Genomic DNA, 22,285 nt, shown 5'->3' on the forward strand with positions numbered 1-22,285 from the left:
TGCCGGCGCGCTGCCGTTTGTGCGCATGTCGTCCAGCCCGGATAATGCATCCTTTACGGCCAGGGATCAGCATGAGCGCACGCATACTCGACGGCAAACGCATCGCCCGGGAACTGCTGGAACAGCTGCACCTGCGCGTGGCCGAACGGGTCGGTCGGGGCCTGCCCGCACCGGGGCTGGCCGTGGTGCTGGTCGGCAGCGACGCGGCCTCGACGGTGTACGTGCGCAACAAGCGCAAGGCCTGCCACCAGGTGGGCTTCCGTTCCTTCGATCACGACCTTCCGGCCGAGACCACGCAGGCCGAGTTGTTCGCGCTGATCGACCGCCTCAACGCCGACCCGCAGGTGCACGGCATCCTGGTGCAGTCGCCGCTGCCGGCACACATCGACGAAGACGCGCTGGTCGACCGCATCGACCCGGACAAGGACGTGGACGGGTTCCAGGCAGTCAACGTGGGGCGGCTGGCGCTGCGCCGGTTCGGCCTGCGGCCGTGCACCCCGCGCGGCGTGATGACCCTGCTCGGCCACACCGATCGGCCGGTGCGCGGGCAGCATGCGGTGGTGGTGGGCGTGTCCAACCACGTCGGCCGGCCGCTGGTGCTGGAGCTGATGATCGCCGGTTGCACCACCACCTCGTGCCATCGCTTCACGCGGGAGCTGGAAAGTTTCGTGCGCCAGGCCGACATCGTGATCGTCGCGGTCGGCAAGCCCGGCCTGGTGCGGGGCGACTGGATCAAGCCCGGCGCGGTGGTGATCGACGTCGGCATCAATCGGCTGGAGGACGGCCGGCTGGTCGGCGACGTAGAGTTCGCCCCGGCCGCCGAGCGCGCCAGCTGGATCACGCCGGTGCCGGGCGGGGTGGGGCCGATGACCGTCGCCACCTTGATGGAGAACACGCTGGAAGCGGCCGAGGCACAGGCTGCCCGCGGCAGCGCCGGCTAGGTCGTTCGCTCAGCTGCGGTGGCCGGTGTCGTGCGCCTCGAGCGAACAGGGCGTCGCGACCACCTGGCCGCTGGCCGCATGGTCGGTCTGGATGGTCGTATGCGTGATCGCGAATCGATCGCGCAACATGGCTTCCAGTTCGCGGCGCACGTCGTGGCAGTCGACGTCGAGCTCGACGAAGACGTGTGCCGACAGCGCCGGCATGCCCGAGGTCACTTCCCACACGTGCAGGTCGTCCACCCGCGTGACCGCGGGCAGGGCGTGCATGGCCTGGCCGATCGCGTCCGGTTCCAGTCCGCGCGGCGCCGCCTCCAGGAAAACCCGGCCGGCGTCGCGCACCAGCCCGATGCCGGCCTTGAGCATCAGCGCCGCCACCACCAGCGCCGCCAGGGAATCGAACTGGTTCCACCCCGTCCACCAGACCAGCACGCCGGCCACCGCCGTGGCGATGAATGCATACAGGTCGGTGAGCACGTGCTGGTAACTGCCCTGGATGTTGAGGCTTTCCCGGTTGGCCTTGTGCATCGCCCACACCGCCAGCAGGTTCACGCCGATGCCCGCCACCGCCACGACGGTGACCAGCAGGCCGTGCACGGCGGGCGGGTGGATCAGGCGGCGCACGGCCTCGACCACGAACCACGCCGAGAGCAACAGCAAGGTCACGCCATTGGCCTGCGCGCTGAGAATTTCCACCCGCTTGAGCCCGAACGTGTAGCTGCCGCGCGCCGGTCGGCTGGCCAGCCGCATCGCCACCAGCGCCAGGGCGATCGCGCCGACGTCGGTCAGCATGTGGCCGGCATCGGAGATCAGCGCCAGCGATTGGGCCAGCATGCCGACCACCACCTCGACGATCATGAAACCCAGCAGCAACAGCAGGGCGATCGTCAGATAACGCCGATCGGCATCACGGGCCACGCCGTGGGCATGCGGATGACCGGCCGCATGGGCATGGGCATGGTCGTGTCCCTGCGCGTGATCGCGAGGGTGATCGTGGGGGTGATCGTGAGAGGAATGGGCGTGCACGGCGGCTCCTGCGAAGGTCGCCAAGATACATGCCGGGTGCGGTGCTATGTCATCACATTGGCCGCGCCGCGCGGGTCCGGCGCTGGCGAGGGCAGTGAAGGGAACGTATAATTCCCTCTTTGCAGCGGGACATTTCGCATGCGCATCCTCGCCGAGGCCCTGACCTACGACGACGTCTACCTGGTTCCGGGCCATTCCATCGTCCTGCCGCGCGACGTGAACACCTCGACGCGCTTCACCCGCGGCCTGCGGCTGAACATCCCGATCGTTTCCGCCGCGATGGATACCGTCACCGAGGCGCGCCTGGCCATCACCATGGCGCAGAACGGCGGCATCGGCATCATCCACAAGAACATGACCGCCGAGCAGCAGGCCGCCGAAGTGCGGCTGGTGAAGAAGTTCGAGGCCGGCGTGATCCGCAGCCCGATCACGGTCGGCCCGGAGACCTCGATCCGCGAGGTGCTGCGGCTCACCCACGCGCACAACATCTCCGGCGTGCCGGTGGTCGAGGGCAATCGCCTGGTCGGCATCGTCACCAGCCGTGACATGCGTTTCGAACGCAAGCCGGACGATCCGGTGCGCAACATCATGACCCGCCAGGACAAGCTGGTCACCGTAAAGGAAGGCGCCAGCCAGGACGAGGTGATGCTGTTGCTGCACAAGCATCGCATCGAGAAAGTGCTGGTGGTCAACGACGACTTCCAGTTGCGCGGCCTGATCACCGTGAAGGACATCCAGAAGGCGCGCGACAACCCGCATGCCGCCAAGGACAGTCACGAGGCACTGCTGGTGGGTGCTGCCGTCGGCGTGAGCGGCGACACCGAGCAACGCGTGGCGGCGCTGGTCGATGCCGGCGTCGACGTGCTGGTCGTGGATACCGCACACGGCCATTCGCAGGGCGTGATCGACCGGGTGGCCTGGGTCAAGAAGCACTATCCGCAGGTGCAGGTGGTGGCCGGCAACATCGTCACCGGCGAGGCGGCGCGGGCACTGCTCGACGTGGGCGTGGACGCGGTCAAGGTGGGCGTGGGCCCCGGCTCGATCTGCACCACTCGCGTGGTTGCCGGTGTCGGCGTGCCACAGATCACCGCGATCGACCTGGTCGCCACCGCGCTGAAGGACGAGATTCCGCTGATTGCCGATGGTGGCATCCGCTACTCCGGCGACATCCCCAAGGCCCTGGCGGCCGGTGCATCCAGCGTGATGCTGGGCTCGATGTTCGCCGGCACCGAGGAATCCCCGGGCGAGGTCGAGCTGTTCCAGGGCCGCTCGTACAAGAGCTACCGCGGCATGGGCTCGATCGGCGCGATGCAGCTCGGCTCCAAGGATCGCTACTTCCAGGACGAGGCCGACGCCGACAAGCTGGTACCCGAGGGCATCGAGGGCCGCGTGCCGTACCGCGGGCCGCTGCGCAACATCATCCACCAGTTGATCGGCGGCCTGCGCGCGTCGATGGGCTACCTGGGCGCGGCCACCGTCGAGGATGTGCGCAGCAAGGCGCAGTTCGTCAAGGTCACCTCCGCCGGCGTCACCGAAGCGCACCCGCACGATATCCAGATCACCAAGGAAGCGCCGAATTACCGCTTGAACTCGTGATCCGGCCGGGAAAGGTGGTCATTACCATGCCCGCCCCTCCCGCCACACGCCGTACCACACCGCCGTCATCCCGGCGAAAGCCGGGGTCCAGCGCTTTCCCAAGCGTCGCGGCACAAGTCACCGGGTCCCGGCTTTCGCCGGGATGACGGGCATGGGGAATCGTCGCCTCGCGTAGCTTCCTGCTTTCGCCGCGGCGACCGGCATGCAGCTTCCGTCACCCGTCGCACTCGTTGGCCCATCCTTTCCTGATATCCGTCCGCCGCCCATGACCAACATCCACTCCCACAAAATACTCATCCTCGACTTCGGTGCGCAGTACACGCAGTTGATCGCCCGGCGCGTGCGCGAGCTGGGCGTGTATTGCGAGATCTGGGCCTGGGACCACGATCCGGGCGAGATCGCCGCGTTCGGCGCCAAGGGCATCATCCTGTCCGGCGGGCCGGAATCGACCACGCTCCCGGGCGCGCCCAAGGCGCCGCAACAAGTGTTCGATGCGGGCGTGCCGATCCTCGGCATCTGCTACGGCATGCAGACCCTGGCCGCGCAGCTGGGCGGCGCCACCGAGGCGGCCGACCAGCGCGAGTTCGGCCATGCCCAAGTGGACATTGCGGGCACCAGCCGACTGTTCGAGGGCCTCACCGACCACGCGGACGCGCACCGGCTGGACGTGTGGATGAGCCACGGCGACCACGTGTCGCGTGTGCCGCCGGGCTTCGTGGTCACCGGCACCACCGCGCGCATTCCGGCGGCGGTGATGGAGAACCACGACAAGCGCTGGTACGGCGTGCAGTTCCACCCGGAAGTGACCCACACGAAGCAGGGCGGGGCGCTGCTCAAGCGCTTCATCACCGAGATATGCGGTTGCGCCACGCTGTGGACGCCGGCCAACATCATCGACGACCAGATCGCCCGCGTGCGCGAGCAGGTCGGCGACGACCACGTGCTGCTCGGCCTCTCCGGCGGCGTCGATTCCTCGGTGGTGGCCGCGCTGCTGCACAAGGCGATCGGCGCGAGGCTTACCTGCGTGTTCGTCGACACCGGCCTGCTGCGCTGGAAAGAGGGCGACCAGGTAATGGCCACCATGGCCGAGCACATGGGCGTCAAGGTGATCCGCGTCAACGCGGCCGACCGCTACTTCGAGGCACTCGAAGGCGTCTCCGATCCGGAAGCCAAGCGCAAGATCATCGGCGGCCTGTTCGTGGAGATCTTCGACGAGGAGTCGGGCAAGATCACCGCCGACGGCAGCAAGGTGAAGTGGCTGGCGCAGGGCACGATCTACCCCGACGTGATCGAGTCGGCCGGCAGCAAGACCGGCAAGGCCCACGTCATCAAGAGCCACCACAACGTCGGCGGCCTGCCGGCGCACATGAAGCTGAAACTGGTCGAACCGCTGCGCGAGCTGTTCAAGGACGAAGTGCGCCGCATCGGCGTGGAGCTCGGCCTGCCGCGTGAAATGGTCTATCGCCACCCGTTCCCGGGGCCGGGCCTGGGCGTGCGCATCCTCGGCGAGGTGAAGCGCGAATATGCCGAGTTGCTGGCGCGCGCCGACGCGATCTTCATCGAGGAGTTGCGCAAGGCGGACCTGTACGACCGGACCAGCCAGGCGTTCGCGGTGTTCCTGCCGGTGAAGTCGGTGGGCGTGGTCGGCGACGCGCGCGCCTACGAATGGGTGATCGCCTTGCGCGCGGTGGAAACCATCGACTTCATGACCGCTCACTGGGCGCACCTCCCGTACGAGTTTCTTGGCAGGGTTTCAAATAGAATAATCAATGAGTTGCGTGGTGTTTCTCGCGTTGTTTACGACATCAGCGGCAAGCCACCCGCCACGATCGAGTGGGAATAGGCAAATCAATGGCTTGCGTATGTCGGGAAAGGCCAGCTTGGCTCCAATCTTTCCCAGATAAAGTCGGCAACTTATTGAGATGAAAGACGAAAAATCGGAAACCTCAAGTGGTTTCTCACCCGCCGATGTGCGCCACATGCAGCGTGCGCTGCAACTGGCCGCGCACGCCCGCGACAGCGAGAACGAGGTGCCGGTGGGGGCGGTGCTGGTGTTGAACGGCGAAGTCGTGGGGCTGGGCTGGAATCGCAACATCACCCTGCACGATCCGACCGCTCACGCCGAGGTGATGGCCATGCGCGCCGCCGGCGAGCAGCTCGCCAACCACCGGCTGTCCGGCGCCACGCTGTACGTGACGCTGGAACCGTGCTCGATGTGCGCGATGGCGCTGATCCACGCACGCATCAGCCGCGTGGTCTACGCCGCCGCCGATCCCAAGACCGGCGCGGCAGGCAGCGTGTTCGATACCTTGATCGACGCGCGGCACAACCATCGCATCGAGGTGGCCGGCGGGCTGTTGGCCGAGGAATCGGCCCGCATGCTGCGCGACTTCTTCCGCGCCAGGCGCTAGTGGCCGCGCGGCGCCGCCGCCACGGTGTCGATATCACCGTAGGCGGTATCCGGCGGCTTGCTGCCGAGCAGCCGCATCCGCATGCCCCAGGGCGCCACGAAGTCCAGCGCCATGCGGCCAGCCCACGGACCGGAAGTCAGTCGGCGTGGTGCGCCACTGACGATGACGCCACGCTGCCGAAGCCAGGCATCGGTGCGCAGGGTGCCATCTGCGAGGAACTGCAAGGTCTCGCCGGTGGCGGCCGAGCCGCGGGCAGGGGAGTCGCCACGCTCGACGAACAATTCCAGCATCGAACCGCTGCCGCAGGAAAGCAGGCGGGAGCCTGATGCCCCCGCCGCGATTGGCGCGGGGTCGCCAACCGGGCGGCAATTCAGTACGTCGTGGAAAAACGCCGAGGCCTGCCGCAGATCCGGCACGCCGATCCTGGCGTAGTCGCCATCGCCCAGAGTCGCTGCGCGCGCGCCTGCCGGCAGGGTCGCCAGCAGGCCGGCCGCGACGAGCCACAGGAAGAACACGATCTTGTTGTTCATGGCGGGGATTTCCGAAGAACTCGGCAGCCAGATGGTGCCGATCCCCCTCGGCAAAACCCGTGACTGATGACCGGTGTGTTTCCCCGGGCGAACAGTCCGCCAGCCCACCGCTGTTTCTTGCCGGGAACGGTGCGATCACCGCAGCGCCATTGATCCCGGGCCATTCCGGCCTGATTCCCTGGTCACGCCCGGACCGGTGCGCTCGTTGACCGGTCATTGCCTCGTCCACAGGACTCAACACCATGACACGCGACAACAGACAGAAACCGCGGCAGCCATACCAGCACCATCAGCGCGGCGTCTCCGGGCGTGCCGGTCGCGACGCCTCCCGTCAGGACACCGCGAGCATGGGCGGACTGAGTTCCGACGACGGTTACGACTGGTTGCAGCGAGTCGGCCGCACGAGAGCGACCCGGACAATGGGCAGCGCCTGAGGGCTGCCTCTCGCCAACGCCGCAAGGTCGGCGAGGGTGAAGGTCCGCCAGCCACATTGGGCGCCCGGCGCTAGATGCCGTTCTTTCGCGAGCGTGTGCCCGGCACAGAGTCGACCGAGATCGACAGGAGCACGTGCCGATAGCGTGTGGAGGTCGATGCCTCGATGATGTATTCTATATTTTACATAATATACATTATGCGAAATTAAAGATAGCAGGCGACAGCCTCCACGGCAACCGTCCGCAAACGACGCATCGACCCTCTCCGCCACTGCCTCGCCAGGTGCCAATCAGCTTCTTCAGGACGTTGGAAGAGCCACCGCCTTCAAAGGACATCGTTCTTGCCTGGTCGAGGTGTTCGACTTGGGCCATGCGCAGTTGTGCGCGTACTCCGTTGTCGGCGATGTTCTCGCTCAATCCGGTTCCGGCGGTTTGGACGGGATGAACGGCGAGACCGGATCGCTGGCCGGAAAGGTTTCCTCCAGTGCCTCGTCCTGGTTCTCGCTTTCCTTCTTCTTGCGTTGCCGCCGCGTTTCGGGAGTCTCCGGTGGCTGCCTGTCGTTCTTGCGCCCGGGATGTTGCCGGTCTTTGCGGTCGTGGGTTGCCATGCCTGCTGCTCGTGTGTGGAGGGAACGATGGCAGCCTGCGTTTTGCCGGGTGAAGCCTCGGTGTGGCCGGCGTGCACGTGCGGTCGCTGGCCCCGCTGCCGATGGCCGGACCAGGCCCGATTCGCTGCGATGGCGTGATGATGGCCGGGCCTTCGCGGGACACCGGATTCACGCCTGGGATGGAATGCTCGCCACTCCCTCCCCCGCCAGAACCGGAGCGCCCCGTGGATGCCATCCAACTGCTGAAAGCCGATCACAAGAAGGTCAAGGAACTGCTCGCCGAGCTTGCGAAAACGACCACCCGCGCCGCGAAGACACGCAGCGAGCTGCTCGCACAAATCCGCGTCGACCTGGAGGTCCACACCACGATCGAGGAAGAGATCTTCTATCCCGCCTTCAGGAAGGCCGGTACGAAGGACGATGCAAAGATGTACTTCGAGGCGCTGGAGGAGCATCGCGCCGCCGGCGATCTGGTGCTCCCGGACCTGCTCGACACCGACGTCGGCAGCGAGCAGTTCTCCGGCCGCGCCAAGGTGTTGCGCGAACTGGTCGAACACCACGTCAAGGAGGAAGAGGAGGAGATGTTCAAGGAGGCGAAGAAGCTGCTTTCGGCCGCCGAGCTCAAGGCACTGGGCGCACGCATGGAACAGCGCAAGGTCGAACTGGCCAAGCAAGTCGGTGGCTCGCGCGGCAAGGCTTGAACCGCGGATGCAACGGGGAAAGTCGGACACCCCGGACGGCGATCCCAAACCGCCGTCGGCGGCCTACAATGCGACTTTGACGGGCGCCAGGGTCACGGAAATGGAAGCGGAAATGGAAGACTGCAAGCGCGTGCTGGTGGTCGAAGACGACCCCGTGGTGGCCATGGTGATGGAAGACACGCTGCGGGCGATGGGCCTGGAGGTGCTGGTCGACCTCAATCTGGTCGACGCGCTCAACGACGTCGAGGCCAGCCGGCTCGATGCGGCGATGATCGACGTGGGCTTGCGCGGCGAGAATGCGTGGCCGGTGATGGCCGCCTTGCAGAAGCGCAACGTCCCGTTTGCGGTGATGTCCGGTGGCGACCTCAGCGGGTTGGCGCAGGAGTTTCCGCGGGTTCGCATGGTGAACAAGCCGGTGTCGGTGGATACGCTGCAGCAGATCGTGCGCGAGCTGCTGGCTTCGCCGCCCGCTTCGGCAGGCGGTTGAACAACCCGACCGGCTCAGTTCGCGTCGTCGCCGTCCGCGACATCGCCCAGCATCCGCTGCAACCGCTCGGTCAGCGCGCTCACCGTGAACGGCTTGGTGATCAGCTCCATGCCGGCGGCGAAACCCTTGCTTGAGGCCGCGTCGGCGGCATAGCCCGTCATCAGCAGCACTTTCAGTTCGGGCTGGCGCGCGCGCAGCGTGTCGGCCAGCGAGCGGCCGCTCATGCCCGGCAGGCTGATGTCGGAGATCAGCATGTGCAAGTGGCCGTGCGATTCCAACGCGGCGAGGGCGGCATCGGCGTCCGGCGCCTCCAGCACCGCGTAGCCCAGCTGGTGCAGTACCTCTACCACCACCTGGCGCACCACCTGTTCGTCTTCCACCACCAGCACCACTTCGCCGTTCGACGGGCGCGGGGTGGCCTCGGCCTGATCGTGCCCTGGGCGCGCCAGCTCGACATGGCGCGGCAGATAGAGCTTGATCGAGGTGCCCTCTCCCGCCGCGCTGCGGATGTCGCAATAGCCGTTCGACTGCCGTGCGAAACCATAGACCATCGACAGGCCCAGGCCGGTGCCCCGCCCCGTCGGCTTGGTGGTGAAGAACGGCTCGAAGGCGTGCTCCAGCACCTCCGGGGCCATGCCGGTGCCGTTGTCGACGACCTCGATGCAGATGTATTGCCCGCTGTCCGCCTCCAGCCAGTTGCTGCTCTCGATCGAGCCCGCGTCCAGGTTGCTCGAACGGATCAGCAGGTCGCCGCCGTCGGGCATCGCGTCGCGCGCGTTGATGGTCAGGTTCAGCAAGGCGCTTTCCAGCTGGTTCGGATCGCACAGGGTCAACCACAAGTCGTCCGCCAGCTCGAAGCGCAGCGTCACCGCCTCGCCGAGCGTGCGCTGCAGCAGTTCTTCCATCGACGCGATCAACGGGTTGGCCGCCACCGGACGCGGGTCCAGCGGCTGGCGGCGAGAGAAGGCCAGCAGGCGATGCGTCGTCGCCGCGGCGCGATTGGCCGAGTTGAGCGCGCCCTGGACGAAACGCTGCAACGTGGCGGCGTCGCCCGAGCTGGCGTGCAGCTGGATCAGATCCAGTGAACCGATGATGCCTTGCAGCAGGTTGTTGAAATCGTGGGCCAGGCCGCCGGTGAGCTGGCCGACGGCTTCCATCTTCTGCGCCTGGCGCAGTTGCGCTTCGATCCGGATCTTTTCGCTGAGGTCGCGGATGAATACGTTGGTACGCGATTCGCCGTGCAAGGACAGGCTGCTGACGCTCAGTTCCACCGGGATCGTTTCGCCCACGCGGTTGACCATCTCGCTCTGCCGTGTCGCCCCGCGCCTCGCGCCCCGCGCCGGGCTGGGTTCGAGGTCGGCCAACAGTCGCTCGGGATGACCGGGCGGACCGACCAGGGTCGCCAGCGGCTTGCCGCGGGCCTCCGCGCGCGACCAGCCGAACATTGCCTCGGCCTGCGGGTTCCAGCGCACGATGCGGCCGGCGCCATCGAGCTGGGCAAAACCGTCCAGCGCGGAGTCGATGATGCCGCGCGCCAGTTGGTCGCTCTCGGCCAGCGCCGTCTCGGCCTGCCGGCGCCGCGAGATGTCGCGGGTGATCTTGGCGTAGCCGACCAGCACGCCATCGTCGTATATCGGGTCGATCACCACGCTGGCCCAGAAGCGGCTGCCGTCCTTGCGCACCCGCCATCCCTCGGCCACGTAATGGCCTTCCCGCCTGGCCGTTTCCAGCGCCGTCTGTGGCGTGCCGCGACTGCGTTCTTCCGGCGGATAGAAGCACGAGAAATGCTGGCCGATGATCTCCTCGGCGCGGTAGCCCTTGATGCGCTCCGCGCCGGTGTTCCAGTTGGTGATGATGCCGCGCGGGTCCAGCATGAAGATCGCGTAGTCGGTCACGTTGGACACCAGCAGCTGGAAATACCGTTCGCTGCGGCTCACGCCCGCCATGCCGGCTTCCGCGACGCGGGTGCGCTCGGCCATCCGTCGCTTCAGGTGGCTGTTCAGATCCTTGCTGGCCTGCCCGGCCTCACGCGGATCGGGGATGTCCACCAGCATGTTCACCGCGCCGGTCAGCACGCCCCCGTCGAACAACGGCGTGGAATAGGCGGCGAACGCGATCCGCCGGCCATCGGCCCGTTGTGCCAAGGCGATGTCGCCATGAATCGCCCGCGCTTCGCGCACCGCCCGCGCCATCGCGCACTGCTCGTGCGGCAGCGGCGCGCCATCGGCCTGGAACAGTCGCGCAAACAGACACCATTTCTCGCCCGGCATCGGGCGCCGCCCGGCCAGCTCCACGGCCGCTTCATTGAAGAAGGTGATGGCGCCTCCGGCATCGGTGCCATGCACGGCGATCGGCAAGGCCTGCAGCAACTGCTGCGAGAGGCGACCGCGCTCCGCCGTGGCGCGCTGGCGCGAGTTCTGTTCCTTGACGTCGATGGTGATGCAGCGCGAGTGCACGAACTGGCCGCGCTCGAAGCGTCCACTGGAGCTGATCTGCACCTGGCGCACCCGGCCGTCACCGCCGATCAGCCGCGCCGGCCGCTTGTCCACCGATTCGCCGGCGCGCACCCGCGCGAGCAGCGCGCACAGATTGTCGTCGTCGGCATCGAAATCGGCCAGGTTGTGGCCCACATACTCGTCGCGGCGATAGCCCAGCAGGTCCAGCTCGGCCTGGTTGGCACGCAGGATCGTGCCGTCAGCCGCGACCAGCCGCATGCCCACCGCGGCATGTTCGAAAAAATCCTCCGCGTCGCTCATCCCCTTCCTGTCGCCGCCGTGCCCGGCCGCATGGGGTGGTGAGGTGGAATCTGCCATGCAACGCATCCCGTCCCGATTCGAAAGCAGCCTGTCCCGTCAGGAAGAAACCCCGCGTGCGGCGGCATGGTTCACGACCGTCTCACGGCGCCATCCCCAGTCTGTGGCGCGATCACTATGCACCGCCCCCGCGGGCGTTGCCAGCCACGCCAGTCAAGCCGACCGCCCGCACAGCCCACGCCAATGTCAGAACAACGCACCATCGTCACCACGCACCGGCACGCATCCGTGCTCGCCACGCGCCTGGCTGGCAACCGCAACCGCGTATCGGGCATGGCGGGCTGAGTCATGGCCTCCGCTTCGCACAAGGTGGTCTACGTCGCGCTGGGCGGCAACCTGATGATCGCGATCGCCAAGTTCGTGGCGGCCGGGCTGTCCGGCAGCTCGGCAATGCTGAGCGAGGGCGTGCACTCGCTGGTGGACACGGTGAACGAGGTGCTGCTGTTGTACGGCTTGCATCGCGCCGGCAAGCCGCCGGATCGCAGCCATCCGTTCGGCTATGGCCGCGAGCTGTATTTCTGGAGTTTCATCGTGGCGCTGCTGGTGCTGGCGGCAGGCGCAGGCGTGTCGTTCTACGAAGGCGTGATGCACATCCGCGAACCGGAGGCGATCAAGCGGCCGTGGATCAACTACGCGGTGCTTGGCGTGTCGTTCCTGTTCGAAGGCACTTCGTGGCTGGTGGCGCTGCGCGAGTTCCGCGCGCGCAAGGGCAAGCTGGGCTACTTCGAGGCGTTCCGGCTGAGCAAGGACCCCAGCACCTTCACCGTCCTGCTGGAAGACAGCGCGGCCCTGCTTGGCCTGCTGATCGCGCTGGCAGGCGTGGTGGGTGCGCAGGCCTTCGACGAGCCTGCACTCGATGGCGTCGCCTCGCTCGGTATCGCCGGTGTGCTGGCCTCGTTTGCCCTGCTGCTGGCGCGCGAGACCAAGGGCCTGCTGATCGGCGAACCGGCGCACCCGAGGGTGAGCGGTTCGATCCTCGCGATCGCTGCCGCGGACCCCGGCGTGCATGCCGCCAACGGCGTGCTGACCGTGCAGATGGGACCGAACCAGGTGGTGGCCACGCTGAGCGCCGAGTTCGAGGATGCACTGACCACGCCGCAGATCGAAGCGTGCATCAACCGCATCGAGGCGCAGGCCAAGACGATCCATCCCGAACTGCTGTCGCTGTTCATCAAACCGCAGACAGCCGAAACCTGGCGTGAGCGGCGGCGGTACGTCGACGCGGCGGGTGACCAGCTGACCTCGTGAGCTGCCGCACGCGACTGCCCGAAGCGGCGGGCGAACGGGCGCTGCACGCGGCCGGCCTGGAGGATGAATCCACCGTGGTCACCGCGCGGCTCGAACCCAGCTGATCCGCGGCGGGAGGCCGTGAGCGCCGTGCGGCGCCCAGTTCGACCACGTTGACCAGATTGCCCGCCTCGTCCCACAGCGCCTGGTCGTCCTGCCAGACCAGCCAGCCCAGCTCGCACGCGGCGCAGCCGCAATCGCCGTGGCACTCGCCGCAACGTTCGGTGCAGGTGCAAGCGGCCCGCCGGCGCACGTCGACCGCGCCATTCAATTGCAGGTAGCCATCCGGCGGCCAGCGACGGATGCCCTCGCGCGTCGGCAGCTCCGGTGGCGGGGATGGGGCGGCGTTCACCTGCACGGCCTTGCCGCCGACGGCCGGTCGCGCCCGGGGGGCGGCTGCGACGGCGGCAGCTCGGGTTCGTTCGGCGTGGGCTGCGGTTCCGTGGGATCGGGGAACGGCGGCGGCGCGGGATCGGGCGGCTGGTATTCGGGATCGCCGACGGATGATGGCGGGACGCTGGACAGCATGGTCGGCAGGGAGTGCGATGGCATGAGCGGTCTCCTCGGGACGTGGCTCGATCCTCGCCGTTTCCGCGCCGATTTCCCGTGAGATTCGCGCGACGCGATCGTGAGCAAGTTTCGCCGAAGAAGTGGCGCTTGCTGTTGACTCGCCAGGAGCGATCCCACCCCAGCCCTCCCCTACGCGCAAGGGCAAGGGTACGAGCGCTGCATCAAGGGCCTTCGCGGGGGCGCCATCGCTGGAAGCTCGAGGGCATGGCCCGGCCGCATGCCCACGCGATGTCGACACCGCGCCGTGCAGGCTGGGTGCATGGCCGATATCTTCACCGTGTGGTGGCAGTTGTGGCAGCAGCATGTCGCGGTGCGGCTGGGCGTGACCGTGGTGGCCGGTTTGTTGCTGGCGTTGGTGCTGCGTGTCGCGATCCACGCCGTGCTGCGGCGGCTCGCGGGCGATCGCCCGGTGATCGCCGACCTGATGCAGCGCGCCCACGCGCCGCTGCAGTGGCTGCTGCCCTTGCTCTCGCTTTTGCTGGTGCTGCGCTATGGCCCCGCACTGGACTCGGCACCGATGGCACTGGTCGAGCATCTGTTGCTGATCGGTTTGCTGGCCGCCGGCACCTGGCTGGTGGTGCGTTGCGTCGGCGCGTTCGAGGGCGCCGCGGTGCGGCGCTATCCGATGGATGCCGCGGACAACCTGCAGGCTCGTCGCGTGGTCACCCAGGTGCGCGTGCTGGCGCGCACTGCCGACGTGGTGGTGATCGTGCTGGGCACGGCGATCATCCTGCTCACCATTCCCGGCGTGCGCCAGCTCGGCGCCAGCCTGCTCGCCTCCGCCGGCGTGGCCGGGCTGGCGATAGGACTGGCGGCGCGCCCGGTGCTGAGCAACCTTATCGCCGGCCTGCAGATTGCGCTGACCCAGCCCATCCGTCTCGACGACGTGGTGATCATCGAAGGCGAATGGGGCCGCATCGAGGAGATCGCCGGAAGTTACGTGGTGGTGCGCATCTGGGACGAGCGCCGGCTGGTGGTGCCGCTCAACTGGTTCATCGAGCATCCATTCCAGAACTGGACGCGCCGCAGTTCGCAGCTGATCGGCACGGTGTTCCTGATGCTGGATTTCCGCACGCCACTGGCGCCGCTGCGCGAGGAGTTCAAGCGCCTGTGCGAGGCCTCGGAGCAGTGGGATCGTCGCGTATGCGTGCTGCAGGTCACCGACGCCACCGAGCAGACGATGCAACTGCGCATGCTGGTGAGCTCCACCGATTCGGGCCGCAACTTCGACCTGCGTTGCCAGGTGCGCGAGGGACTGATCGCCTTCGTTCAGGCGCACTACCCGCACGCGCTGCCACGCTGGCGCGGCGAGCTGGATCGTGGCCACGAATCCGCCGCGCCGATGCCGCCGGCGCCGGCACCGCAGCGCGCGCCGTCGGCCGAAGACGGCGGCCTCGAGCGTCGCGCCAGCTGAACGGCAGCCGACGTTCTGCGACGTCTTTCACGGCGTGCGGACCAGGCCGATGCCAAGGTCACGACGACGCCGACGACGGGAGTCACGCGCATGTTTCCCAAACGGGTGCTGCTGGTGGAGGACGACCCCGATACCCGCGAGATCACCGCACTGCTGCTGCAGCACGCAGGCTACACGGTGATCGTGGCGCACGACATCGCCAGCGGCGTGGCGGAGTCGGAAGCACGGCAGGATTTCGGCGTGATCGTGACGGACATGTATCTGGGCCGCGGCCAGACCGGCATCTCGCTGATTCGCAGCCTGCGGGACAGCGGCTCGCGCACCCCGATCGTGCTCACCTCCGCGCACGAGGAAGCATCCATCGCCGCCCGCGACATGAAGGTGCTGTTCCTGCCCAAGCCGTACGGCCGGCAGGCCCTGCTGTCGGTGGTGGCCATGGCGCGCGTGTGCGGCGTCTGAACGACACCGCTGCCTCATCGCTGCGGCACGACAGTGTCACGCCCGCTTGCCGCACCGCGCGGTCTGCCGGGAGCTCGCCCGTGGCCCGGGAGATTGCGTCTGTCCCATCGGAATCGACCCGCGCACGGCGGCAGCGCCCGGTATCAGCACGCACGCCGAGCGGAGCAAGTGATTGGTCGCCGCCGACAGCCCCGGTTGCTCCCACCTGGCGTGCTCGTGGCAGTGCCAGCACCTGCACGCTGGCTTCGGCATGGTTCTGAACCGGGGTAGTTCAGCTTGCCTTGTGGCGGGAGGCGCGCTTCTTCGCTGACGCTTTTCTCGTCGCGGACTTCTTCCTGGCCGTGGTCGTGGTGGTTCGCTTGTCCCCTTTCCCGCCCGCCGCCGACTTCTTCGCCGGCGTGCGCTTGTTGCTGGCCAGGCTCTGCTGCAGCAGCGACATGAAGTCGACCACGTTGGTGGTGGCGTTCTCCGGCATCGTCTCCTCGTCTTCCGGCTCGGTGGTCACCACGCCTTTCGACTTCATCCGCTTCTCGATCACCTTGCGCAGGCGATCACGGAACTCGTCGCGGTACTCGGCCGGATTCCACTCGTCGCTCATCGACTCGATCAGCTGCTCGGCCATCTGCAGCTCCTTGGCCGAGATGCGGTAATCCGACGCTGTCCCTGCGGGAATCTTGTAATCCTCCGCGTCGACCAGCTCCTGTGGGTAGCGCATCAGCATCAGCATCAGCGCATCCCCCCGCGGCACCACTGCGGAGAGGTATTCGCGCGTGCGGATCACCACCCGCGCGATGCCGATGCGGCCGGTGCGCTTGAGCACCTCGCGCAGCAGCACGTAACCCTTCTCCGCCTTCTTGCCCGGCACCAGGTAGTAAGGCTTCTCGAAGTATTCCGGGCCGATCGAGTCGGCCTCGACGAAGGCTTTCACGTCGACCGCCTCGCGCCCCTCGGCGGCGGCCGACTTGATGTCCTCCGGCTCCAGCACGACATAGTTGCCCTTGGCGTATTCGAACGCCTTGACGATCTCCTTCCAAGGCACCTCCTCCCCGGTCTCGGCGTTCACGCGCTCGTACCGGACCGGCGTGTTGCTGCGGCTGTCCAGCATGCGGAAATGCAGGTCCACGCTGCGCTCGCCGGTCATCAGCGACACCGGCACGTTGAGCAGGCCGAACGACAGGGTTCCGCTCCAGATGGGTCGTGCCATGGCTTCAGACTCCGGCGGCGAGCAGGTCGACAGACTATTCCGGTTTGCGCGTGCAGGGGCTGTCAAACGTGCCGTGCGAATCACGCACACGCTTCACCTGCGGCGCACGCCGGGCGCACTACGGTGCGTCGCGTCGCCACCGCGGAGCCATCCGATGCCTGTCGCCGAACGCAGCAAGGCTGCCCGAACCGCCGTCAAACGCCGGCGTCCGATCCGGGCTGCCACCGGACAGGCCGAACGACGCAAGCCTGCCAGCGGTCCGGTGTGGACCTCGCTGAATTCGGTGGACCAGTCGGCGCAGAAGGTCGGCGAGTTCGGCACATCCAGCGTGATGGGCCGCCCGGTGCAGCCGGAGCAATTGGCGCCGTCCCATGTCTTCCTCGCGGCGCCGTCGTGCGCCAGCTGCCTTTCCGGCGCGGTGCTGCCGGTGGCGGGCGGCCCGACCGGCTGAGCGATCATGGGCAACCTGCGCGACTATCAACGCAAGCGCGATTTCTCGAAAACGCGCGAACCGGCCGACAACGCGGCGGGACGCCGGGGCAGTCGCGCGATCTTCGTGGTGCAACTGCATCATGCCAGCCGCCGGCACTTCGATTTCCGCCTGCAACTGGGCGACGTACTGAAGAGCTGGGCGGTGCCGAAAGGACCCAGCTACGACCCGCAGGTGAAACGCCTGGCGGTCGAGGTGGAGGATCATCCGTTGTCCTATGCCGGCTTCGAGGGCGACATCGAACACGGCTACGGCAAAGGCCACGTCGACCAGTTCGACATCGGCGTGTGGACCACCGAAGGCGACGCCGAAGCGCAGTTGCAAAAGGGTCACCTGCGCTTCGAGCTGTTCGGCAAGCGGCTCAAGGGCGGCTGGCACCTGGTGCGCAGCGGCCGCAAGGAACGCCAGCCGGCGTGGTTCCTGATCAAGGCCAAGGACGCGTTCGCCGGCGACGTGGAAGCGGACGACCTGCTCGACGCGAAGATGATCCGCAGCACCCGCGCGGCCGCGACAACACCGGCGACCAGGGCGGCGGCAAAGAAGTCCACCGCACGCAAGAAAGCCGTGCCGAAGGGGAAAAAAGTGCCGCGCTTGCGCCTGGCCAAGGCAGCCGCCGCGCTGGACGGGGCGCGCCCGGCGCCACCCGGCACCGAGTTTTTCAAACCGGAACTGGCACGCCTGCGCGAGTCGCCGCCGCCAGGCGAGCAGTGGCTGCATGAGGTGAAGTGGGACGGCTACCGCATCCTCGCCGCGATCGCCGACGGCGAGGTGAAGCTGTGGTCGCGCAACGCGCTGGCCTGGAACGGGCGGCTGCCAGAGATCGTGCAGGCGCTCGAATCGCTGGGATTGCATTCGGCCCGGCTCGATGGGGAGCTGATCGCGCTCGATGCCCGCGGACACAGCGATTTCAACGGCCTGCAGGCCACCCTGTCCGGCGAAGCACAATTGCCTTTGGTCTACATGCTGTTCGACCTGCCCTACCTCGAAGGCAGCGACCTGACCCGGGTACCACTGCTGCAACGCAAGGCGCTGCTGCAACGGCTGCTGGCCCACGCGCCGAAACACCTCGCCTTCAGCAGCCATGCGGTCGGCGACGGTGAAGGCGCGTTCCGCACGGCGACCGAGCAGCAGCTGGAAGGCATCATCTCCAAGCGCGTCGATTCGATCTACCGAGCAGGACGCTGCGACGACTGGCTGAAGATCAAGCGGCAGGAAAGCGACGAGTTCGCGGTGGTCGGCTACACGCCGCCCAAGGGCAGTCGCAGCGGTTTCGGTTCGCTGCTGCTGGCCCGACCCGATCCGGAGGTGTCGAACGGCTGGATCTATGTCGGACGCGTCGGCACCGGTTTCTCCGACGAACAGTTGCGGCAATTGAGCAGGACCATTGCCGACAAGAGCAGCAAGAAACCGACGGTGAAACTTGCCGCGATCGATCCGCTGCTACGCGGTGCACACTGGGTCGAACCGAAGGCCGTGGCCGAGGTGTACTACCGCGGCATCGGCAACAAGAACCTGCTGCGCCAACCGAGCCTGAAGACCATGCGTACCGACAAGTCCGCCACAGACCTGCGCGACAGCGATCGCGCCCCATCCACGCGCTCCGCCAGCAACCGGCGACGGCGCGGCGGCGGGATGTCCGCCGCCGACATCACCATCACCCATCCCGACCGCGTGGTGTATCCCGAGGACGGCATCACCAAGCAGGAAGTGGCCGACTACTACACCCGCGTGATGGACTGGTTCCTGCCTGGCGTGGTTGACCGTCCCACCTCGGTCATCCGTTGCCCGGAAGGTACCGGGAAGGCCTGCTTCTTCCAGAAGCACATGATCGCCGGCCTCAAGCACGTCGGCAGCGCGAGGCTCAAGGAGGAATCCGGCAGGCAGGCCAGCTACATCTATCCGCGCGATGCCAACTCGGTGATCGAGCTGGTTCAGTTCGGCGTGCTGGAGTTCCACCCCTGGGGCGCGACCGTCAAGCAGCCGGACCTGGCCGACCGCGTGGTGTTCGACCTCGACCCCGGCGAGGACGTGGCCTGGGACCGCGTGGTGGCGGCAGCGCGGCTGGTGCGCAAGCTGCTGTCGCAAATGGGGCTGGAATCATTTTTGCGCACCACCGGCGGCAAGGGCCTGCACGTGGTGCTGCCGTTGAATCCGGGCTGCCCGTGGCCGCAGGTGAAGGGTTTCGCCCAGGCGTTCGCCAGCTCCTTGGCGCAGGCCCATCCGCTGGAGTTCATCGCCACCGCCAGCAAGGCACGCCGCGGCGGCCTGATCTACGTCGACTACCTGCGCAACAGCCGCGGCGCCACCAGCGTCGCCTCCTATTCGCTGCGCGCACGCCCCGGCGCGCCGGTGGCGATGCCGTTGCGCTGGACCGAACTGGGCAAGCTGAAAAGCGGCCACGATTTCGACGTCCATTCCGCGCCCCAGCGCCTCGCGCGGCTGCGCAGCGACCCGTGGGCCGGCATCGGCGAGCTGCGCCAGGACCTCGACGACGTGATGGAAAAACTCGGCTGAGGATCGCCCGCGCCTTTCGCGCGATGCTCTTCGTCGCATGATGCAAAAGGCATCGCGCACGGAGTGCGCTCCCACGGATTCGCGACGAAACCATGCAGGGCGGGCCGTGCCCGCCCTGCGTCGGCGTTGGACCAGGTCGACGTCGACGGCGTTACGCGGTAGCGCCAAGCGCGTCGATGATCGCGTCGGCAAAGGCAGGGATGTCGCCCGGGCGGCGGCTGGTGATCAGCTGGCCGTCACGCACCACCTCGCTGTCCTGCCAGTGCGCGCCGGCGTTCTCCAGATCGGTGCGCAGCGACGGCCACGAGGTGACCTGGCGATTCTTGACCAGGCCGGCTTCGATCAGCGTCCATGGAGCGTGGCAGATCGCCGCCACCGGCTTGCCCGCGTCGTCGAACGCCTTGACCAGCGTGATCACCGCGGGCACCCGCCGCAGCTTGTCCGGGTTCATCACGCCGCCAGGCAGGACCAGCGCGTCGTAATGCTCGACCCTGGCCTCGTCCAGGGGCACGTCCACCGGCACGGCCCTGCCCCAGTTGCCATCGCTCCAGCCCTTGATCTCCCCGGCGTGGCCGGGGGCGATCACGTCGGTCTGCGCGCCGGCCTGTTCCAGCAGGCGTTTGGGTTCGGTCAGTTCGGACTGTTCGAAGCCGTCGGTGGCGAGGATGGCGATGCGGCGGCCGGTGAGGTTGAAGGACATGGGGCACTCCAGGATCGGAAAGCCGCAGCATCGCCGCTGCCACATGCAGGCAGCGTGCGGTTGTCGTGAGCGCGGCGTGACTCAAGCGCGAGCTACGCCCGCCACCCCGCCGCGAGAGAGCCCGCGGCATGACGAAGCAAACCGTCGTTCACCCCATCGTCATCCACGCGAAAACGGGGTCATGTTCAACCCTTCCGCCGCGACGCATCGTTGACGGGCCCTGCACCGGGACGCTGCGAAGGTGCAGGCGTCGCGCGATGCCGTCCGCGATCTCCGCAACTCCACGTGCACAAAGGAATACGAACATGTCGATTTCACTGCTGGTGCTCATCGTTCTCGTCATCCTGCTGATCGGTGCGTTGCCGACGTGGGGTTACAGCCGCTCCTGGGGTTATCGTCCGACCGGCGGCATCGGCATCATCCTGCTGATCGTGCTGGTGCTGTGGTTGCTTGGCGTTTTCCACTGAGCGCCCCCGCCGACACCGTGATCGTCCTGGCCAAATCGGTGTAACCCGTGCGCGCGGCGGCAAAGTGCCAGGACTGCCTGCCAGGGCGCCGTGCCACGCAGACCGCACCGGGACTCGGGATTTGCCAGGGAACGACGCTGCCGGCGACTCGAGTATCCGCAATCCCGGGCAACGAGCGGTGAGCCGGCGTCAGCGCAGCGGTTCGGCGGCCCTGTCGCCCTGGCAACGGATCGGCCCGCCGTCGCGGCCGCGAGCCTGGGTGAAGCTGGAGCCGCGGCGGTTGATCACGATGCCGTTGGCACATTGCTGGTTGGCGTCCAGCAGGTAACTGGCGGTGACGCGCTGCGCCTCCTGCTGCTGGCGCTGCAGCTGCACGGCGCGGCGGGCCTGGTATTCGCGCGCCTGGTCGGCGACCTGGCGGTAATTGCTGGCCAGCTCCTCGCGGCGCTGGCGCAGGTCGCGCTCCAGTTCGTCGTGGCGCTGGCGCGCACTGGCACGGGCTTGTTCGGCCTGCAGCGCGGCGGCGCGCTCGGTTTCCTGGATCAGCTCGTCGGCATGGCGGGCGGCAAGCCAGCGCGACACCCCGTTCCACCCCAGGATCGCCACGACGAGGGCGGCGACAGCGGCGGCGATTTTCCAGCGCAAGGCAATCGTCATGGCTCCCGCTCCCGCGCGGCGATTCAGCGACCGAAGATGATTTCTTCACCCTCGTGGTCACGGTCCCAGCCGCGCAGCTGGTCGCGGATGTGCGCGATGCCTTGCCGGCCGAGCGCATTGCGCTCCTCATCCAGTACCTGGCCGTCGAGCAGCTCGGCCAGTCGCTGCGCGGTGGGCAGCATGGCGTCCCAGGCGTCGAGCGCGGGGACCGGCCCGGGCAAGGTCATGAAGAAACTGACGCCGGAGGTCTGCAGCGCATCCAGCCGGGCCAGGTCGAAATTGCCCGGCTTGAGCATGTTGGCGACGCTGAAGATGGGGCCCAGCTCGCGCTTGCCGTCCACCAGGCGGTGATAGATGCCCATGTCGCCGAATTCCAGCCCGGCCTTTTCGGTGGCGACGACCAGGTCCGGTCCGTTGAAACGCGCGCCATCGCGCGCCACCACGAACAAGGTGACGATGCGTTCCACCGGCGTGTCGGCCGGGCGCCGACCCAGCTCCGAGCGCGGCACCGGCTTGGTGACAGGCGGCGCCGGTGCCGGTGCCGGTGCGGCGGCGGGCGCTTCGGCGACGGGTTCGGCGGGCGCGCGCAAGGTATCCACGATCGAGGCGGCGTGGCCGGCCAGGCGTTCGGTCAGGCGCTCGGCCGGCTTGGCCGCATGGCGTTCGCCGGAAAGCGTGGCACCCAGGCGCTCCAGTTCCTCGCGCAGGCCGACGTCGAGCTCGCCTTGCTGCGGCGTCGCCGAGGTGTCGCCCAGGCTGAAGGCCGGGTCGTCGGCCAGGCTGGAGCCGCCCATGGTGGGCTCGCGCCGCGCGTGTCCGTGCGTGTGCGTATCGCCCGCTGCCCTGCGCTTGCCCTGCTCTTTCCGCGGCTGGCCGAACAGCCAGATCAGTGCCAGCACGACCAGCCCCACGATCAGCATCGGAATGCCGACGGCGGCGTTCCACGCAAAGGCAAGCAAAGGTTGCACGGTCATCATCG

Annotated in this window: 20 protein-coding genes and 1 pseudogene; 12 read left to right on the forward strand and 9 right to left on the reverse strand. The window is 67.6% G+C overall.

The features are described 5' to 3' along the window. The first annotated feature begins 71 nt into the window (after nt 1-71). Nucleotides 72-941, forward strand: coding sequence for a bifunctional methylenetetrahydrofolate dehydrogenase/methenyltetrahydrofolate cyclohydrolase FolD (gene folD, locus ACVCMB_RS02960; protein ID WP_395118426.1), 870 nt, complete (start codon nt 72-74; stop codon nt 939-941). Nucleotides 942-950: 9 nt separating this feature from the next. Here the strand turns inward: folD and ACVCMB_RS02965 are convergent, their stop codons facing one another. Further along, entirely contained in the window at nt 951-1,964 is a 1,014-nt protein-coding gene (locus ACVCMB_RS02965; protein ID WP_447106109.1) for a cation diffusion facilitator family transporter, read from the reverse strand. A 138-nt stretch (nt 1,965-2,102) separates the two neighbouring features. Between ACVCMB_RS02965 and guaB the strand changes: the two genes are divergently transcribed. The 3 genes from guaB to tadA all read left to right on the forward strand — a co-directional run bounded on the left by guaB (nt 2,103) and on the right by tadA (nt 5,971). Further along, on the forward strand, nt 2,103-3,560 hold the full coding sequence (gene guaB, locus ACVCMB_RS02970; protein ID WP_395118430.1) for an IMP dehydrogenase: 1,458 nt from the start codon (nt 2,103-2,105) through the stop codon (nt 3,558-3,560). A gap of 265 nt (nt 3,561-3,825) precedes the next feature. After that, on the forward strand, nt 3,826-5,403 hold the full coding sequence (gene guaA, locus ACVCMB_RS02975; protein WP_447106110.1) for a glutamine-hydrolyzing GMP synthase: 1,578 nt from the start codon (nt 3,826-3,828) through the stop codon (nt 5,401-5,403). 136 nt (nt 5,404-5,539) lie between these two features. After that, the gene (gene tadA / locus ACVCMB_RS02980) at nt 5,540-5,971 is read left to right on the forward strand and encodes a tRNA adenosine(34) deaminase TadA (protein WP_395118434.1); all 432 of its coding nucleotides are present in this window, start codon (nt 5,540-5,542) and stop codon (nt 5,969-5,971) included. On the opposite strand, the gene ACVCMB_RS02985 is transcribed toward tadA, so the two are convergent. Together ACVCMB_RS02985 and ACVCMB_RS02990 are read right to left on the reverse strand one after the other, a co-directional pair. Next, on the reverse strand, nt 5,968-6,501 hold the full coding sequence (locus ACVCMB_RS02985; RefSeq protein ID WP_447106111.1) for a VOC family protein: 534 nt from the start codon (nt 6,499-6,501) through the stop codon (nt 5,968-5,970). The two genes, tadA and ACVCMB_RS02985, sit on opposite strands and share 4 nt — an antisense overlap. 847 nt (nt 6,502-7,348) lie before the next feature. Beyond that, nucleotides 7,349-7,543: a hypothetical protein gene (locus ACVCMB_RS02990; protein WP_447106112.1), complete on the reverse strand. Its 195-nt coding sequence runs from the start codon at nt 7,541-7,543 to the stop codon at nt 7,349-7,351. A 224-nt stretch (nt 7,544-7,767) separates the two neighbouring features. On the opposite strand from ACVCMB_RS02990, the gene ACVCMB_RS02995 reads away from it, so the two are divergent. After that, a complete protein-coding gene (locus ACVCMB_RS02995; protein ID WP_395118440.1) occupies nt 7,768-8,244 on the forward strand; it encodes a hemerythrin domain-containing protein in 477 nt (158 codons plus the stop codon). Nucleotides 8,245-8,356: 112 nt separating this feature from the next. Then, on the forward strand, nt 8,357-8,731 hold the full coding sequence (locus ACVCMB_RS03000) for a response regulator (RefSeq protein ID WP_395118442.1): 375 nt from the start codon (nt 8,357-8,359) through the stop codon (nt 8,729-8,731). A gap of 14 nt (nt 8,732-8,745) precedes the next feature. Here ACVCMB_RS03000 and ACVCMB_RS03005 read toward each other — a convergent pair whose 3' ends face one another. Beyond that, nucleotides 8,746-11,544, reverse strand: a complete 2,799-nt coding sequence (locus tag ACVCMB_RS03005) for a PAS domain S-box protein (RefSeq protein ID WP_447106113.1) — start codon at nt 11,542-11,544, stop codon at nt 8,746-8,748. 288 nt (nt 11,545-11,832) lie between these two features. Between ACVCMB_RS03005 and ACVCMB_RS03010 the strand changes: the two genes are divergently transcribed. Further along, the gene (locus ACVCMB_RS03010; RefSeq protein ID WP_447106114.1) at nt 11,833-12,792 is read left to right on the forward strand and encodes a cation diffusion facilitator family transporter; all 960 of its coding nucleotides are present in this window, start codon (nt 11,833-11,835) and stop codon (nt 12,790-12,792) included. Between the two features lie 387 nt (nt 12,793-13,179). On the opposite strand, the gene ACVCMB_RS03015 is transcribed toward ACVCMB_RS03010, so the two are convergent. Beyond that, the gene (locus tag ACVCMB_RS03015; protein WP_447106115.1) at nt 13,180-13,383 is read right to left on the reverse strand and encodes a hypothetical protein; all 204 of its coding nucleotides are present in this window, start codon (nt 13,381-13,383) and stop codon (nt 13,180-13,182) included. A 277-nt stretch (nt 13,384-13,660) separates the two neighbouring features. Here ACVCMB_RS03015 and ACVCMB_RS03020 point away from each other — a divergent pair, with 277 nt between their 5' ends. Then, nucleotides 13,661-14,815: a mechanosensitive ion channel family protein gene (locus ACVCMB_RS03020; protein WP_447106116.1), complete on the forward strand. Its 1,155-nt coding sequence runs from the start codon at nt 13,661-13,663 to the stop codon at nt 14,813-14,815. 90 nt (nt 14,816-14,905) lie between these two features. Then, nucleotides 14,906-15,274, forward strand: coding sequence for a response regulator (locus tag ACVCMB_RS03025; RefSeq protein WP_395118500.1), 369 nt, complete (start codon nt 14,906-14,908; stop codon nt 15,272-15,274). 271 nt (nt 15,275-15,545) lie between these two features. Here ACVCMB_RS03025 and ku read toward each other — a convergent pair whose 3' ends face one another. Beyond that, nucleotides 15,546-16,478: a non-homologous end joining protein Ku gene (gene ku, locus ACVCMB_RS03030; RefSeq protein ID WP_447100341.1), complete on the reverse strand. Its 933-nt coding sequence runs from the start codon at nt 16,476-16,478 to the stop codon at nt 15,546-15,548. Between the two features lie 250 nt (nt 16,479-16,728). Here ku and ACVCMB_RS03035 point away from each other — a divergent pair. Further along, nucleotides 16,729-16,929 (forward strand): annotated as a pseudogene (locus ACVCMB_RS03035) (short-chain dehydrogenase); the annotation flags it as partial. A 6-nt stretch (nt 16,930-16,935) separates the two neighbouring features. Then, nucleotides 16,936-19,482, forward strand: a complete 2,547-nt coding sequence (gene ligD / locus ACVCMB_RS03040; RefSeq protein ID WP_447106117.1) for a DNA ligase D — start codon at nt 16,936-16,938, stop codon at nt 19,480-19,482. 151 nt (nt 19,483-19,633) lie between these two features. On the opposite strand, the gene ACVCMB_RS03045 is transcribed toward ligD, so the two are convergent. Beyond that, entirely contained in the window at nt 19,634-20,182 is a 549-nt protein-coding gene (locus ACVCMB_RS03045) for a type 1 glutamine amidotransferase domain-containing protein (RefSeq protein WP_395118506.1), read from the reverse strand. A gap of 305 nt (nt 20,183-20,487) precedes the next feature. Between ACVCMB_RS03045 and ACVCMB_RS03050 the strand changes: the two genes are divergently transcribed. Further along, nucleotides 20,488-20,649, forward strand: a complete 162-nt coding sequence (locus ACVCMB_RS03050) for a DUF3309 family protein (RefSeq protein WP_395118508.1) — start codon at nt 20,488-20,490, stop codon at nt 20,647-20,649. Between the two features lie 189 nt (nt 20,650-20,838). Here the strand turns inward: ACVCMB_RS03050 and ACVCMB_RS03055 are convergent, their stop codons facing one another. Both ACVCMB_RS03055 and zipA read right to left on the reverse strand, forming a co-directional pair. Next, on the reverse strand, nt 20,839-21,306 hold the full coding sequence (locus tag ACVCMB_RS03055) for a hypothetical protein (protein ID WP_395118510.1): 468 nt from the start codon (nt 21,304-21,306) through the stop codon (nt 20,839-20,841). A 23-nt stretch (nt 21,307-21,329) separates the two neighbouring features. Beyond that, a complete protein-coding gene (gene zipA / locus ACVCMB_RS03060) occupies nt 21,330-22,280 on the reverse strand; it encodes a cell division protein ZipA (protein WP_447098880.1) in 951 nt (316 codons plus the stop codon). Nucleotides 22,281-22,285 lie beyond the last annotated feature (5 nt).

This window comes from Rhodanobacter sp. UC4443_H10 (assembly GCF_052978325.1).